We start from the raw sequence: 16,252 nt of genomic DNA, 5'->3' as shown, positions 1-16,252 counted from the left end.
TAGAGAGTTAATGCATGAGCAACGACAAGACAGCACAAACCGACTATAAACCGACTTTAAACTTGCCAGAAACGGATTTTCCGATGCGCGGCAATTTGCCGAATCGCGAGCCAGAGCAAGTCTCTGCTTGGCTGAGTGAGAATCTGTATGACACGGTGCGTGCGCACATGGCCGGCCGGCCGAAGTTCATTTTGCATGATGGGCCGCCGTATGCTAACGGCAATATTCATATCGGTCATGCGGTCAACAAAGTGTTGAAAGACATGATTGTGAAGTCGAAAGGGTTGAGTGGATTTGATGCACCGTTTGTGCCTGGATGGGATTGCCATGGCTTGCCGATTGAGTTGAATGTCGAGAAGAAAAAAGGCAAGGTTGGGCAAAAAATTGGTGCCACCGAATTTCGTCAAGCGTGCCGAGATTATGCACAAGAGCAAGTGGAAGGGCAGATGGCCGACTTCCAACGTCTGGGTATTATGGCGGATTGGGATAAACCCTATTTGACCAAAGACTTTAAGTTTGAAGCGGATGAAATCCGTGCTTTGGCAAAAATCATTGAGAACGGCCATTTGATGAAAGGCACTAAACCGGTGTATTGGTCGGTTGGTGGTCGTTCTGCTTTGGCGGAAGCGGAAGTGGAGTACGAAAATAAACGCTCTAAATCGATTGACGTGCGTTTTAAGGTTATTGATGAAGATGCTTTCTTTAAGCGATGTCATCATGTGGAAGACCATACCGGTGAAGGGCCTTTGTCTGTGGTTATTTGGACAACAACGCCTTGGACTTTACCGGCTAACCAAGCGGTAGCGATTAATCCGGAGCTGGAGTATTCAGTCGTTCAGGTGCACGGTGAAAACGGTCCAGAGCGTCTTTTCCTAGCGGAAGCGATGATTAAGGATGCGATGGACCGTTGGGGCTTTGAAAGCTATCAAGTGATTGCTTACGGTCGCGGCGAGCAATTTGAGTTGATTCGCCTACAACACCCATTTTATACGCGTATTGTGCCGCTGATTTTGGGTGAACACGTTACCACTGATGCTGGTACAGGTTGTGTGCATACAGCACCCGGTCACGGTGTTGAGGATTTCGAGGTTGGTAAAAAGTACGATTTAGAAGTAGATTGTCCTGTCGATAATAACGGTAACTATGTTGCCGGTACGCCGATTTTCGAGGGCGAGAATGTTCTTAAAGTCGACGACCATGTGCTGGAAGTGCTTAAAGAACAGCATGCTTTATTGCATATCGAAATTATCGAGCACAGTTATCCGCACTGCTGGCGTACTAAAACGCCATTGATTTTCCGTGCGACGCCGCAATGGTTTATTTCAATGCAGCAGGCGGGGTTACGTGATGGCGCTATGCAAGCCATTCCGACCGTCAAGTGGGTCCCTGAATGGGGTCAAAACCGTATCGAGGGAATGATTGAAGGGCGCCCTGATTGGTGTATTTCGCGCCAGCGGTTCTGGGGTGTGCCGATTGCCATCTTTGTTCATAAAGTCACTGGTGAAATGCATCCCGACACGGTTGCATTAATGCAGCGAGTTGCCGATTTGGTTGAGCAGAAGTCAATTGATGCTTGGTATGACTTGGATATGGTTGAGTTCCTTGGCGATACTGCTGAGGATTATGAGCAAGTCACCGATATTTTGGATGTTTGGTTTGATTCTGGAATTACGCACCAAACGGTATTAAACGAGCGTGCGGAACTGTCTGCTCCGGCCGATTTGTATCTGGAAGGTTCGGATCAGCATCGCGGCTGGTTCCAATCGTCATTGCTAAGCGCTTTGGCAACGGATGGCAAGGCGCCTTATAAGCAGGTGTTGACGCACGGTTTTGCGGTAGACAAAGATGGTAAGAAAATGTCTAAGTCGAAAGGCAATGTGGTTGCACCACAGGATATTTCGAATAAATATGGCGCAGACATTTTACGTTTATGGATTTCTGCTGCCGATTACCGCTATGAGATGACGGTCTCCGATGAAATCATTAACCGTACCGCCGATTCGTATCGCCGTATCCGTAATACCGCGCGCTTTTTGTTGGCTAATATTAATGGCTTTAATCCTGCTGCCGATATGGTCGCTTATGACGATTTGCTGCCGTTGGATAAATGGGTCATTGGCCATGCTGCGAAGTTACAGCAAGAGATTATTGAGGCGTATGACAGTTATAACTTCTTGACGATTTACCAAAAAGTCACGCATTTTTGTTCAATCGAGTTGGGTGCCTTCTATTTAGACGTGATTAAAGACCGACAATATACCTGTAAAACAGATGGTTTGGCGCGCCGCTCGGCACAAACTGCGCTGTATCACGTAGTCGAAGCGATGACTCGTTGGATTGCGCCTATCCTTAGTTTTACTGCCGAAGAGCTGTGGAGTTTCATTCCAGGTGAGCGTGAAAAAACCGTGTTTGTTGCCACTTGGTATGACGGCTTGACGGTATTGGATGAAAGTACCGCAATGAACTCGGCGTATTGGGCGGTGATTATGGAAGTGCGCTCTGCGGTTGCCAAGCAGCTAGAGCAGTTGCGTAATGATAAATTAATCAAAGCGTCTTTAACTGCGCAAGTGACTTTATATGCAGAGGACGCACTTTACGCGAAGATCGAACAGTTGGCGGATGAGTTGCGTTTCGTTTTGATTACTTCCGAGGCAAAACTTTTGCCGGCAGCTCAAAAAACAGCAAGCGCATTGGCTTCAGAAATGCCTGGTCTTTGGGTTGACGCCGGGGCAACTGAACACGCCAAGTGTGGCCGTTGTTGGCACCATCGCGAGGAGGTTGGTTCGATTGCTGGACATGAAGATTTATGTCAGCGCTGTGTGGATAATATCGAGGGAGAGGGTGAAGTTCGTCACTTCGCTTAAAACTTGTTGCGAAGCGCAAATAGAGCGTTAAAAAATCATAAAAATTTGCTCATATACTCACATGTGAACTGCGTATTTTTGCAATTTTTGTCTTGTCTTCGCGTCTCTCACAACGGTTGAAATTTGTAGATTTTTTTGGCATTTAGCTCGGGTATTTCGTTGTTGAAAAATGGACGCTTATTCTTCGTAAGCGCTCATTTTTCGCTTAGAAATACCTCAAGCCATTCACCAAACGAAATAACATATTGAATGTTCAATACTCTGAAACCACGTAAGAGAATATTCTTCGTGGTTTTTTTATAACTTTAAAAAGGGAAGTTATATGGCTTCTACCGCGTTAAAAACGTTATGGATTGCTGTGTTGGTCATCGTCATCGACCATATCACTAAATATTTGGCGGTCACGCATTTAACCTTTGGTGAGCCGGTGCCGGTGATCGACCACTTGAATTGGACGCTGGCGTATAACTATGGCGCAGCATTTAGTTTTCTGGCCGATTCTGGTGGTTGGCAGCGCTGGTTTTTTGTTGGCTTGGCATTTGTAATGACCGCTTTTATGCTCTGGTGGTTGAAAAAATTACCGGCGAAGTTGACCACTGAAAGTCTCGCATTGAATCTGGTCATTGGTGGGGCAATTGGCAATGTCATTGACCGTATCTTAGAAGGACGTGTGACGGACTTTATTGACTTTTATATTGGTACCTGGCATTACGCGACTTTTAATATTGCCGATATTGCGATCAGTTTGGGGGCAATCTTATTAATTGTTCACGAACTTTTCTTTCGCAAAGAGTCGTCACCGACTTAGGGTGAAACAGAATAAGTCCGCATTGACTTCGGCGAGGTTTCTCAAGAAGTCAATTCTTGGTTTGCCTCGACATTCATAGCGACTGCTATGGAGAGGCCACTCTAAACTAAGCTTTGTAACACCTCTTCATGTCATCTTATTGCATCCTGCGATAGCGGTTTTTGGCGATACTCCATGCCGAAAACTTTTCTTTGTTCAATTTAAATCTTTTGCAACCTACCGGTTGGTTGGGTGAATGTCTTATAAGGGTTGTTAAATTCCTGAAAAAGCAAAAAAGTAGATCTAGGTTGGTTTTTCTGTACGAAAAATTACGACTCTGTATTTTTGTGTTACGTAATTCATAGAAAAAGCATTTCACTACTTTAACTACGCTTATTTTGTGTATTTAATGCGTTGTATGTACGTATTAGAGTATGCTTAAAAATAATATTTTGATGTAATAATAGAAAAATATGATAGACGTTTTTTATTTTTAAGTTATTGAAAAATAAGGTTAATTTTATTTTTAGTACATAAGGAGTAAAAAAAACCCTAATTTGTTGTAGAGAATATTTACTCTATTAGGTAGTATGTGTTCGTCGAATCAGGCAGCGTGAAAAAAAGCACTTAATTAACGCGCACCTTATAAGCCTGCTAAACAATTATTTCAAAAAAATATTCGGAGTATATCAAGATGGCACTAGATCGAATCATTGACCAAAACAAAGCTGACAACTCAGACGCACTTTTCTCAGTAGTTAATATTTTAAAAACAAAAGCACCTACTGGATTTGAAGATTCTGCATTTGGTTTTGAAGGCGAAAAATCAACGAACATTATGGACGTGATTGGTTTTGTTAAAAATGAAGTTCCAGGCGGTTCTTCAATTATTGACATCGCACACACAATTTCTCCAGCGGCTGACCCAGTTGAAATCGTTAAAGGTAAATTAGTTGGTTCACCAACTATCAAAGCGTTTATTGATGCGTTAGCACCAGCAAACTCTGAATCAGAACTTGGTGGTGATGCATTGGGTGCAATGGTTGGTCATCTTAAGCGTATTCCGTTAACTGAACCAGTTATCAGCACTTTCGTATCTACTTTCGTAGTTGACAGTGCAGGTAATGCAGGTCCAATTAAACCAGTTACTGATCTGCTGCATGAAATTTCACTAGGTGGTCACCTACTTAAAGGAACAGTTCCTGCTGGAACAACTTTCAGCTCTGAAGAAGTTGATGGTCGCACTGGTGAAGATTCACTAGATAAAGTGGTTCAATTGTTCAACCACGCTACTGGTACCGACGGTGCAATCATTCCAGGTATTTTCCCTAAAATGTTGGGTGACGATGCAATGGCAATCGCTGGTATTGCGCATGATGTGCTACCTGCATACACGACTTTCAATGGTCTTCTAGACACTGATACGGGTATCATCGGTTCAATGATTCCTGCTGGCGGTTTAGGTGATCTTGGTGGTCTTGGCGGTCTTGGCGGTCTTGGTGACCTAACTGATGTTCTAGATCTTGGTGGCGCTAACCCTCTAGACAGTCTTCTAGGTGGTCTAGACCTTCTAGGCGGTCTAACTGGTTCTTCTGCTTCTGCTGAAGCTTCTGCTGAAAGTTCAAACGGTGGAATCCTAGCTATCCTTGACCTTGGCAACGGCGGTCTTGCTGGTGGTCTAGGTGGTGCTTTAGACTTAGGTCTATAATCAGATAGTTATCTATTCTGACTTGTTAAAAGGCTCCCTTGTGGAGCCTTTTTAATTTAAAAAGCCATAGAAAATTCTGGCGAGCGAAGGTTTTCGCGGATGGCCTGGAGTTTTCCTTTGCGGAAAGAAAGCACTGCCGACATTTTAATGCACAAAAATCATCTCCTAATTCAGTAACGCGTTCATTTTTATTTTAATGTTTTAAAAATATTTTTTTAAAAACATCTCTTAAGCCACGATAGCGCGCTATCTTTTCAAGTTTTCACTTTTTATTGTACCTACGTACAATAGGAATCTTTCCTGTCTTTACGTACTATTTAGGGGAAAAGAAATTTTACCCTTTGGCAGTCAGGATGGTGAATCATGCAAGTTGCAATTGTACAATCTGTTTCAGGTGTTGTGTCCATTGTGACCAATGGTGAATCTCGTGGTGCGCAGGTTGGTGATCAAGTCGCCATAAATTCTATGGTTGTCACGGCGGCGAATTCAGAATGCATCTTAAGTCATGGTCACGGCGACGTATTAATCGGAGCGCAGCAGAAGTTATTTGTCGACCAAGATGTTTTAGGCCTGTTTCTGGATAGTGGGACTGAAGCGCTTACGAATGCTGCAAGCTTTCAGCACGCGATTGTGCAGATTGCATTGGCCGATCCTGATCATGTTTTGACGAAATTACTCAGTAATCTAAATAATTTACTTGGTCAATCGTTGGATAAAAACGTGTTTGTCGATTCGCCGCTATCGGAAGATCATTCGCTTTATCTTGATCTGGCTTCTGATGAGATGCAAACACAGGATTTATTAGCAGTCAATTTGGTTGAGTCGGCGAGTTCGGCGACTGAATTAAGTTTAGAAGAAGCTATTCATGGTGAAGTGTATGCGTCGGTGAGTGACGAACAGTCAATTTCAGTCCCGTCTATTTTGGGGGGGGAGGGCGCTCGAAGTTTGATTAACTTACTAGAGTTGAGTCGGGATTCATTCGAATTTGATGGCTTGATTGCTCAGTTGGTACAGGGTATGGATTTAAGTCATCATTTTTCAGATGGCGGTGCTTTGTTGGCAAACATCAATCCTTTAACGGAATTAGGATTGCAGTTCGACGATGAGCGTTATTTACGAGAGATTCAGTACGATCAAATTTAATGGCCTGGGTTGCGGCGCATAACTTGGACTTTTTTGCTTCCTTGCTGGACGGATCAGTGAGTTTTTCAAGTTATTCGCCTTTGATAGGCTGCGTTTTCGCTGTCTAGGTTTTTTCAAATAGTTCTTTGGTTTTTCAACCGCATTTCTTAAGCTCCTTCAATAATCGATTGTGCAAAATGACTAGGCGCGCCTGCAATAGCCAAAAAACAAAATCGACTGCTTTGGTTTTGTTCTGTTGAGGCGTTGTGCCAGCGCATTTCGTTGGCATCATTTAGTTTTCCGGCTGTGGGGTTTTTACGGCAGCGCGTAAATAGTTCAACATCCGAATTGATGGGTAGCCATCTGCCGGAATAGCAATCGATTTTTGGAAGTTACGTAAGCCAGAACGAGTCATGCCGCCTGCAATACCGTCGGCCTTACCGACATCAAATCCTAGGGTATTTAGCAAGGTTTGAATTTCAATCACCTGCTCTCGGTTAAGTCCTTTATCGTCACTTGGTTGGCTTTTGCTGAGTGTGGCTTGGTAACGGATTTGATTGGCCAGATAGCCAACGCCAATGGCGTAATTGGTGGAGTTATTCCATCGTTTAATCACTTTAAAATTTTTAAAGGTTAAAAAAGCCGGGCCACGATAATCGCTTGGTAGGACTAAGATGGCTTCTTCAATTTGTGGGTTAATGAGGGTGCTGATTTCTTGGTTGTCACTGCTTTTTAAGCCGAGTTGCTGCCATTCGGCTATTGTTCGCCACGTTTTGTTGTCCGCTAGAGAGAGGTCAAAGCCTTTTGGTAGTGCCACTTCAATGCCCCATTCTTGCCCAGCTTGCCAGCCAAGTTCTTTGAGGAAATGTGCCGCCGAGTAAAGTGCATCAGGCGTGCTTTTCCAGAGGTTTGCTTTTCCATCACCGTCGCCGTCAATAGCGTATTTTAGGTAATTGCTGGGCATAAATTGTACTTGTCCCATCGCGCCTGCCCAAGAGCCTTGCATCTCGCTTAGTGTGACATCACCGCGATCTATAATGGTTAGGGCGGCGAGCAGCTCATTGCGGAAAAAGCCACTGCGGCGAGGGTCAAATGCCAAAGTCGCCAGTGACTGGATAATCGGATCGTATCCCGTGTAACTTCCAAAATTGGTTTCCATGCCCCAAAAAGCCACTAGGTAGGCGCCCGGAATGCCATAGATTTGTTCAATTTTATCAAGCACTTGACGTTGTTGTATGAAGTTCTGTCGGCCGTTTTCGATGCGGGTTTCAGACACAGCGCGATTTAAATACTCGAAAAAAGTGCGCGTAAATTCTGGTTGCTTGCGATCCATTTGCAGCACTTTATCGCTTAATGTTAAGTTGCTTAGCGCTTGGTTTAAGGTGTTTTCTGAAATGCCATGAGCTGCCGCTTCTTGTCGAAATTCCGTCAACCACATTTGAAATTGTTGCTGGTCTTGAGCGCTAAACTGCGGTTCATCAGCGGCTGAGACGGCGGTACCAAAAAGCGCAAGATTGAGCGTAATAACACGGCTAGTGGTCAGAAATGTGTTTTTTGAATTGCGCCAAATTTTATGCAGAGTTTTGTCGATAGCCGCCATGTATGCCTCGTTAGGTATTTTGATTTTAAATTGTTTTTCTATTCTACTGAAACAGGGCTAAAGAAAAAGCCAAAAACGGCTAAAATGAGCAGCACTAAGATTAATAAGGAATTTCCAATGTCAACTGTCGATCAGCTCTCTTGTTTTGCAACCACAGCACAAGGGTTAAACGAACTTTGCCGCGAAGAGCTACTCAGCTTAGGGGTAAGTGATGCCAGAGCGCAACCGCGAGGTGTTAGTTTCCGTGCCGATCTGGAAACTCTGTACCGTTGCTGTTTGTGGTCGCGCACCGCGAACCGAATTTTCATGGTTATCTTAGAGACAAAATTAGAAAATCAAGAAGCTTTAACCGAAGAAGTGGCTAAGTTAAATTGGTTAGAACACATGGACGGATTTGGTACTTTCTCGGTGAGTTTTTCCGGTAAAGGCATGGGGATTGATCATACGCATTATGGTGCTTTGAAAATCAAAGATGGCATTGTTGATTTTTTTCGTGATAACAGTGATGAACGTCCAATTGTCGATAAAAAGCACCCGCAGTTACGAGTACATGGCCACCTAAATCGCAACGAGTTAACCTTAAGTATTGATTTAGTGGGCTATAGTCTGCATCAGCGCGGTTATCGTGATGGTCAGCAAGTTGAAGCGCCTTTAAAAGAGAATGTCGCGGCCGCAATTTTATTACGTGCTGGTTGGCCGGAAATCGCCAAAGCGGGCGGCGTACTCTATGACCCGATGTGTGGTTCTGGTACGTTTCTGGTTGAAGCGGCTATGATCGCTTCCGATCTGGCTCCTGGTTTGATTAAAGCCCGAGATATGCAATTGAATTACTGGAAGCAGCACGATAAAGCACTGTGGGAGCAGCTCATTACCGAAGCGGAACAGCGCGAGGAAGAGGGGTTGCGTCATTTGCCAGATATTTATGGTTCAGACGCATCCCATAAATCTTTGGCGATTGCTGAAGAGGCGATTGCTAAAGCCGGCTACTCTGACAGTATTGAAGTGAAGCAGATGACCGTTGAACAAGGTCGACGTTGGGGCGATTGGCAACCGGGCTTAGTCATTTGTAACCCGCCGTATGGTGAGCGTTTGGGCGAACTTGAGGACGTCAAGCACTTGTATACTGCTTTGGGTGATTATCTGAAAAGTGAATTTTCAGATTGGCAAGCGGCATTGTTAACCTGTAACCCAGAATTGGGAATGTATCTTGGTATTAAAGCCAAGCGTTCGCATAATTTTGCCAATGGTCCGATGGAGTGTAAATTACTGCGTTTTGATATTAATGAGCAAGCGCATCGGGAACCGGCTTTAAAAGGTGGAATTGAACTCGCGGCACAAGTACAAGAGTTTTTTCCGTTATTGGGGCAGAGCGATGGTGCGCAGATGGTTGCCAACCGGTTGCGCAAGAATTTTAAAGCATTGCGTAAATGGGCCGAGCGTAATCATGTCTTTGCTTATCGTGTGTATGATGCGGATATGCCAGAGTACTCTGTGGCAATTGATTATTACCACACGCTGGAAGCCGGTGAGTGGTTAGTGGTTAATGAGTATGCACCACCGAAGACGGTTGACCGTGGTAAGGCAAAAAGTCGGCTGTATCAAGTGATGTCGGTGCTGCCGGATGTGTTCGACATTGCGGTTGATCGGATTGTCTTTAAGGTGCGTGAGCGCCAAAAAGGCACCGCGCAGTATGAACGGATGGATGAGCAAAAAGCTTACTATACGGTGTTAGAAAACGATACAAAAGTGCGGGTTAATTTCACTGATTATTTGGATACCGGCTTGTTTTTGGATCACCGCGACGTAAGGGCTAAATTAGCGGAATTATCGCGCGGTAAAAGCTTACTGAACCTGTTCTGTTATACCGCAACCGCCAGTGTTGAAGCGGCAGTCGCCGGAGCAAAATCGAGTTTGAGTGTTGATATGTCAAGAACCTATCTGTTTTGGGCGCAGAATAATTTTTGGGCTAACAAAGTGGATGAACTTAAGCATCAGTTGGAGAGAGCCGATGTGATTGCTTGGTTGACTGAGCAGGCGGAAAATCCGCAACAGAAATTTGATGTTATTTTTATGGATCCACCGTCATTTTCGTCATCGAAAAAGATGGAAGGTATTTTAGATGTTCAGCGTGATCACGGTTGGATGATTCGTAAAGCAATGCAACTCTTGAACCCAAATGGGGTGATGCTGTTCTCAAACAATTTACGTAAATTTAAGTTGGATGAACTGATTACCTTGCAGTTTGATGTGCAAGACATTACGCATCAAACTATGCCGGAAGACTTTAAGCGCAACAGTAAGATTCACCAAGCTTGGTTAATTCGCAGTATTGAGCGTTAAGCTTTTTTAAGCGTCAGCTGGACGTTTTTGCTCAGGTAAAAACGTCGCGCGCTGTCAATTTCTATCCTTCATTCGTTAATCAGTGGCCACGCTGTCGCGGCGGTATTTCTGAATCGCGGCGAGGAGCATTGTTGTTTCTGCTTCCAGTAAATCAATGATTTCGTTCAAGCTGTTCAAACGATCGGCTTGATTTTTGTCAGCCTTTTCTGCCTTTTGTTGTAGTTCGATACAGATTAAACGTAATTTAAGCGCGCCAACTGAAGCGGCAGAAGATTTCAAACGGTGCGCTAATTGCCCGATTTGCTCTAGGTTATTGGCTTCTTGCGCCGCTTGCAGTTCTGAAATCGTTTTTTTGGTGTTGGTTTCAAAATCTTGCAGCAGAGAGTCAACAATTTCTTGGTCGTCGCCAACTAATTCAAAAAGCACATGAATATCAAAATGCGGTGGCTCTTGTAGAGTCCGTATACGCTGATCTGCCGTATTTTTGGTGGTGGTTTCAGTGGCTGGTAGCCAAGTCTCTAAAGCTTGTTGAATTTCAGAGATTAACGCGGGTTTAACCAAGTAATCGTTCATTCCCACTTCTCGGCATTTGTCTTCTTCGCCTTTGAGGGCATTGGCCGTCAGCGCGATAATCGGGATTGCAAGTGGCGCATTGACACGTTTTTCTTCGGTGCGGATTGCTTCGGTTAGCTGAATACCATCCATTAAAGGCATATGTAAATCGGTTAGTATCAACGAATATTCACCGCTATACCAACTTTCCAATGCTTCCGATCCATTGTTGACAATATCTGACATATAACCCAAGAGCGCAAGTTGGCGACGAATGACGTTTTGATTCACCTCGTTATCCTCGGCGACTAATATCAACTGCTTATTATTAATAGCTTCTTCACGGCTCGGTACATTGATCACTAAGCGTTGCGTGGAGTCCTCGGATTCCGTTATTGTTTGCTCCACTAAGCCGGCACCCAGAGCAATAAAACGAAATAATGCGCTGCGCGTAAGGAGATTGCCATCTGATTGAAAAACGCGATCATGTAATTTTCGACTACTACGAATGCGGTCGCTATTCGCGACATATTGACTAAGCAGCAAGATTCTAATCTGTGGGTATTTATCTAAATAAGGATGTAAACGATTAAGGCTTGGCAGTTTTTCAAGGCAATCCACCAGCCAGATATCCGCTTCTGGCGTTAGCTCAGCCGCTTTTTGAATACTGCTTGCTGTTTGGATGTGCATGCCAGCTGCGGTTAAATAACGCAAAATGTTTTGAAAGTTACCATCCTGCTGATTCTTTGAAATAAGTGTGCAATGAAGCTGGGTCAAATCGGGTTGTTGGAGATGGCTCTCAATTGAGTGCTCTTGTAATACCTTGAAAGGTAGCTCGCAGGTGAAAGTACTGCCCTGATTTGGAACGCTTTCTACGTCGATAGTGCCACCCATCATCTGCACCAATTGTTTGCTGATGGAGAGTCCTAAGCCAGTCCCTCCAAAGCTGCGCGTGGTTGAGCGGTCGGCTTGCTCAAACGGTTGAAACAATTTTTGTTGCAATTCTGGGCTAATGCCGATGCCATTGTCCTCTACGCTCAGTTTTACCCAAGCTTGCTTATTTTCGAGGTGTTCGAGAATGACCTTTACGATAACGTTACTGGGCTTATCACGGTTAGTGGAAAATTTAATCGCATTGCCCAGTAAATTGGTAATAATTTGCCGTAAACGCAGTGCGTCTCCGTTCACGACTGAGGGGATTTCTGGATCGATAAAGACATTAATTTGCACCTTTTGCTTGCGCGCTGAGCGATCCAAAAGGAGTGCCACCTTATCGACTTCATGTTCGATTGAGATGGGTTCAATGTTGAGTTCCATCTTGCCGGCTTCGATTTTTGAGAAGTCGAGAATGTCGTTAATGATTAACAGCAGTCCGTTGGCCGATTCCTGAATGGTACGCACCATGTCAACTTGATCGCCTTTCAAGCTGCTTTGATTAAGTACCTCGATCATGCCGATAACCCCGTTCATTGGGGTGCGGATTTCATGGCTCATTGCGGCTAAGAAATTCGATTTTGCTGAGCTGGCTGTTTCAGCGACTTGCTTGGCATGGATGAGCGCTGCGCTATGTTCTTCGAGCAGGCGTTCTTTTCGTCCCATATAAGTGATAATTGCAAATAACAAGAGATCGATAATGACACCTAATATCCCAACCATGGTAGGTTGAAGGCTGGTGTCTTGCGCCAAGTATTCCGGCCCAGCCGTAATTTTAAGGCTCCACACGCGTTGGCTATGATTGAGTGTCAGAGTTCGTGAAAAGGTAAGTTCATTGCTGTTTTTAAGGGTTTCAATGCCGTTGGTTTTATAGAGCACTGAGTTTTCGTTTGGTAAATTGCCATCATACAGTTCGAGGTAAAGCCCTCGATGGCTGAAATTCAAAATCCCTTGCATAAAATCTTTGGCGCGAAAAGGGCTGTAGACGTAACCGATAATTGCTTCACGGCGTTGTTCTAAGGTTAGGATTTCTGCATTTTTGCGATAAACCGGCTCATAGAGCAAAAAACCGTACTGCACATCAGTGGTGGTTTCTTGTACTAAAGTGACTTGTCCTGAAACGGCGGCTGAGCCCGTATCACGAGCGCGATTCATCGCTTCACGGCGCGTTTCTTGCGAATACATGTCGTAACCGAAGGCGCGTTTATTGCGCCAATCAAATGGTTCAAGAAATACGATGGAGGTATACATATCCCGTTTTCCAGGCGGACGTACGCTGTAGTTTGGGAAGCCTTCAGCACGAATTTTAGCAACGTGCGCATCGAGTTCATCTGGTTTGATAAATTCACTGTATCCCAAGCCTTGTATACCCGGAAAACGGTATTCGATTTTTAAACTGCTCACAAACTGATTCCACTCTTCACGGGTCACTTCCTGCGAGGAATCAAAGTAAGCCTTGCCTGAGCGGATTGCCATTTCATAGGTGTGCAGTCGTTCGGTAATTGCGGCGGCAATTTCATCACTGTTCAAGTTAAAGCGGGTTTCAGCCTTCTCAAGAATCGCATCTTGAGAGATTTTCCAAGCGATTGCCGTCAGTGCCAGTGAAATGAACAGAACAATCCATGCACCGAATGGGTAGCGATGCACTTCGAGCAGTGATTTAAGAAGATGTTTAAAAGACATAGTGATGCGGCCAGTGTAGAGATATGAATTTTGTTGTTCAGGAGGCGCTGAATAATTTTCGATTCGTTTTAATGAAGCGGCAAAGCGCACTTTAAACAGGCTTTATAGCCTGATCCTACTTTCCTTAAGTAAAAATACCACAACTACGTAATTTTAGTTCGTTAATCTGCTTAAGTAGCGGGTAATTCATTCAAGTGGAATAATGCATATCAAGTTCGGCTAGCTTGGTTTTTGCCCGTAGGCGCTTGGCTCGCTCTTGAGCGAGAATAACTTATTCATTTCAGACTTGCCTTATCCTTGCGAAACCCCGCGTAAAGTTGAGAGCAAACCGTGAAACCAAGTATTGAATTTGATCATCAATTGATTAAACGCTATAACCAGACTGGCCCAAGATATACCTCTTATCCAACCGCTTTACAGTTCGATGAAAGTTTCTCTTTAGATGACTATCGTCAAGCTGTGCAACGCAGTAACCAGTCCGGTCGTGGCCTGTCGCTGTATTTTCATATTCCTTTTTGCGATACGGTTTGTTTCTTCTGTGCCTGTAATAAAGTTTGGACGCGGGATCGCTCGAAAACCACACCTTATTTAGAACGACTGTTTAAAGAAATTGAAATGCAAGCCGAGTTATTTGATTCCAGTCGAGTGGTCGAGCAGTTGCATTGGGGCGGAGGAACACCGACGTTTCTGAATAACGATGAAATGCGTCTGTTAATGGAAAAAACCCGTCAGCATTTCACTTTGTTGGACGATGATTCCGGTGAATATTCAATTGAAATCGATCCGCGCGAAGCCGACCGTGAATCGATTAAATTGTTGCGGGAATTAGGTTTCAACCGTATGAGTCTCGGGGTGCAGGACTTTGACGAGAAGGTGCAGAAAGCGGTCAATCGCATTCAGAGTCAAGAGCAGACATTCGAAGTGTTGAATGGCGCTCGCGATGCCGGCTTTTTATCCGTCAATGTCGATTTGATTTATGGTTTGCCGCATCAAACCGAAGCAGGTTTTGTCAAAACGCTAGATCGAGTGCTGGAAGCCGAACCGGATCGTTTTTCGATTTTTAATTACGCGCATATGCCTAGTCTGTTCCCGACCCAGAAAAAGATGAACGAAGCGGATATGCCAAGCGCGGATGAAAAATTGGCAATTTTGCATGCCGCTAGCGAACGTCTTTTACAAGCCGGTTATATCTATATCGGCATGGATCATTTCGCCAAGCCCGATGATGAGCTGGCGATAGCACAACGTAATGAAACTCTGTATCGTAATTTTCAAGGCTATTCGACCCATGCTGAATGTGATTTAGTCGGCATGGGGGCGACCTCGATTTCATTAATCAACAACACCTATGCGCAGAATCGTAAAACCTTGGCTGAATACTATCAGGCGATTGACGCAGGGCATCTGGCGGTTTACCGCGGAGTGCAGTTAACTGAAGATGATGAGCTACGACGCGATGTGATTACCCGTTTGATTTCGCATTTTCATTTGAACTTCGCACAGTTGGATAAGCGCTGGAATATTCGTTTCGAAGAGTATTTCGCCAAAGAGTTGAATAATCTGCAACCGATGACTGAAGACGGTTTAATTGAAATCTCGGCGAGCGATATCTTTGTCACCACGAAAGGGCGACTATTGATTCGCAATATCTGCATGGTATTTGATGCTTATCTAAAACCGGAGATGCAAAACCGTTTTTCTAAGGTCATTTAGCGGCAGTTTTGTTTTGTATTGTTTTTTCAGATTCCTGGTAGAAGGTGTCGTTGTTCGGGTGAATTTCCAGGCTAGCGTCATGCGGCAAAGGGCCTGGGAAAAGAGAGCTGGTTTTATCAGTCAGAAAATATACCACTAAGCCGATCCACTCTTTCCAAGCGGGTTCTAAGACTTGCAGATGGTCATAGAAATCCAATCCCCAAACCCGTTGTTCGGCGCTAGATGAGCGGTAATCGACCGGATAAGGAATGACATTAATCCCTTGTTTTCGGGCGATGCCGACCGAGCGCGGCATGTGAAAAGCAGAGGTCACTAAAAGGTAAGTGCCGAGTTTGTCATCTGCTGTTTTCGGCAATAGCGGTTTGATATTGACGAAATTTTCATAGGTATTATGTGCTTGCTTTTCGATAATCACCCGTTCCAAATTAACGCCCATCGCGCTGAAAATCTGCTGTTCGATATTGAGCTGATTTTGCATACCTTCTTTCTGCACCGAGCTATTCCCCCCTGCGTAGATGATGTTTGTTTTCGGGTAATCGATACTTAATTTCGACGCCGCAATAAACCGATCGCCGCCTTGGCCGAGTTCGGCCACATTCCAACTCGCCGAACGGATAATGTCTTCACCACCGCCTAAGACGATAATGCCATCGATTTTTTCTGGTAGCTGCTGCGGTTGTGCAAAACGTGATTCCAATGGCTGCATTAACCAATCGGCAGTCGGGTAACTCATAATGCTTAAAGCGATTACAGACGTCGGCAGCAATAGCCATTTGGCGATGTGGGTGCGATTGAACAGCAAAAACAGCGTGCCGACGGCAAACAAAATCAAGATGAGATTACTCGGGCTTAATAACGCCCAAGCCAGTTTGGAAAGCACGAAAAATGAATTGTCCATAGAATGATAAAACGCTATTTCTTGATAAAAACTAAGGAAATTGTTTGTGGTA

9 protein-coding genes are annotated in these 16,252 nt (G+C 44.5%); 6 read left to right on the top strand and 3 right to left on the bottom strand.

What is annotated here, in order from left to right; genetic code table 11:
* Nucleotides 1-14 precede the first annotated feature (14 nt).
* The 4 genes from ileS to HRR27_RS10530 all read left to right on the top strand — a co-directional run bounded on the left by ileS (nt 15) and on the right by HRR27_RS10530 (nt 6,502).
* Nucleotides 15-2,864 (top strand): isoleucine--tRNA ligase, encoded by a 2,850-nt coding sequence (gene ileS / locus HRR27_RS10545; RefSeq protein WP_173273616.1) that lies wholly within the window; start codon nt 15-17, stop codon nt 2,862-2,864.
* 322 nt (nt 2,865-3,186) lie between these two features.
* A complete protein-coding gene (lspA, locus tag HRR27_RS10540; RefSeq protein ID WP_173273614.1) occupies nt 3,187-3,672 on the top strand; it encodes a signal peptidase II in 486 nt (161 codons plus the stop codon).
* Nucleotides 3,673-4,345: 673 nt separating this feature from the next.
* Entirely contained in the window at nt 4,346-5,359 is a 1,014-nt protein-coding gene (locus HRR27_RS10535) for a hypothetical protein (RefSeq protein ID WP_173273612.1), read from the top strand.
* A gap of 363 nt (nt 5,360-5,722) precedes the next feature.
* Nucleotides 5,723-6,502 carry a hypothetical protein gene (locus tag HRR27_RS10530; protein WP_173273610.1) on the top strand — a complete coding sequence of 260 codons (780 nt, stop codon included), beginning with the start codon at nt 5,723-5,725 and terminating at the stop codon, nt 6,500-6,502.
* Between the two features lie 271 nt (nt 6,503-6,773).
* Here HRR27_RS10530 and HRR27_RS10525 read toward each other — a convergent pair whose 3' ends face one another.
* Nucleotides 6,774-8,081, bottom strand: a complete 1,308-nt coding sequence (locus HRR27_RS10525; RefSeq protein WP_173273608.1) for a lytic murein transglycosylase — start codon at nt 8,079-8,081, stop codon at nt 6,774-6,776.
* A gap of 117 nt (nt 8,082-8,198) precedes the next feature.
* On the opposite strand from HRR27_RS10525, the gene rlmKL reads away from it, so the two are divergent.
* Nucleotides 8,199-10,421, top strand: coding sequence for a bifunctional 23S rRNA (guanine(2069)-N(7))-methyltransferase RlmK/23S rRNA (guanine(2445)-N(2))-methyltransferase RlmL (gene rlmKL / locus HRR27_RS10520; RefSeq protein WP_173273606.1), 2,223 nt, complete (start codon nt 8,199-8,201; stop codon nt 10,419-10,421).
* 75 nt (nt 10,422-10,496) lie between these two features.
* Here the strand turns inward: rlmKL and HRR27_RS10515 are convergent, their stop codons facing one another.
* Nucleotides 10,497-13,589 carry a CHASE domain-containing protein gene (locus tag HRR27_RS10515; protein WP_173273604.1) on the bottom strand — a complete coding sequence of 1,031 codons (3,093 nt, stop codon included), beginning with the start codon at nt 13,587-13,589 and terminating at the stop codon, nt 10,497-10,499.
* A gap of 330 nt (nt 13,590-13,919) precedes the next feature.
* Here HRR27_RS10515 and hemN point away from each other — a divergent pair, with 330 nt between their 5' ends.
* Nucleotides 13,920-15,302: an oxygen-independent coproporphyrinogen III oxidase gene (hemN, locus tag HRR27_RS10510; protein ID WP_173273602.1), complete on the top strand. Its 1,383-nt coding sequence runs from the start codon at nt 13,920-13,922 to the stop codon at nt 15,300-15,302.
* Here the strand turns inward: hemN and HRR27_RS10505 are convergent.
* A complete protein-coding gene (locus tag HRR27_RS10505) occupies nt 15,295-16,200 on the bottom strand; it encodes a YdcF family protein (protein ID WP_173273600.1) in 906 nt (301 codons plus the stop codon). The two genes, hemN and HRR27_RS10505, sit on opposite strands and share 8 nt — an antisense overlap.
* Nucleotides 16,201-16,252 lie beyond the last annotated feature (52 nt).

The organism is Thiosulfatimonas sediminis (assembly GCF_011398355.1).
Lineage (GTDB): Bacteria > Pseudomonadota > Gammaproteobacteria > Thiomicrospirales > Thiomicrospiraceae > Thiomicrorhabdus > Thiomicrorhabdus sediminis_A.
This window is presented reverse-complemented; position numbering and strand designations above follow the sequence as displayed.

Coding starts and splice junctions, on each gene's coding strand:
- ileS (WP_173273616.1), top strand. CDS start 15: ATGAGCAACGACAAGACAGCACAAACCGACTATAAACCGACTTTAAAC.
- lspA (WP_173273614.1), top strand. CDS start 3,187: ATGGCTTCTACCGCGTTAAAAACGTTATGGATTGCTGTGTTGGTCATC.
- HRR27_RS10535 (WP_173273612.1), top strand. CDS start 4,346: ATGGCACTAGATCGAATCATTGACCAAAACAAAGCTGACAACTCAGAC.
- HRR27_RS10530 (WP_173273610.1), top strand. CDS start 5,723: ATGCAAGTTGCAATTGTACAATCTGTTTCAGGTGTTGTGTCCATTGTG.
- HRR27_RS10525 (WP_173273608.1), bottom strand. CDS start 8,081: ATGGCGGCTATCGACAAAACTCTGCATAAAATTTGGCGCAATTCAAAA.
- rlmKL (WP_173273606.1), top strand. CDS start 8,199: ATGTCAACTGTCGATCAGCTCTCTTGTTTTGCAACCACAGCACAAGGG.
- HRR27_RS10515 (WP_173273604.1), bottom strand. CDS start 13,589: ATGTCTTTTAAACATCTTCTTAAATCACTGCTCGAAGTGCATCGCTAC.
- HRR27_RS10505 (WP_173273600.1), bottom strand. CDS start 16,200: ATGGACAATTCATTTTTCGTGCTTTCCAAACTGGCTTGGGCGTTATTA.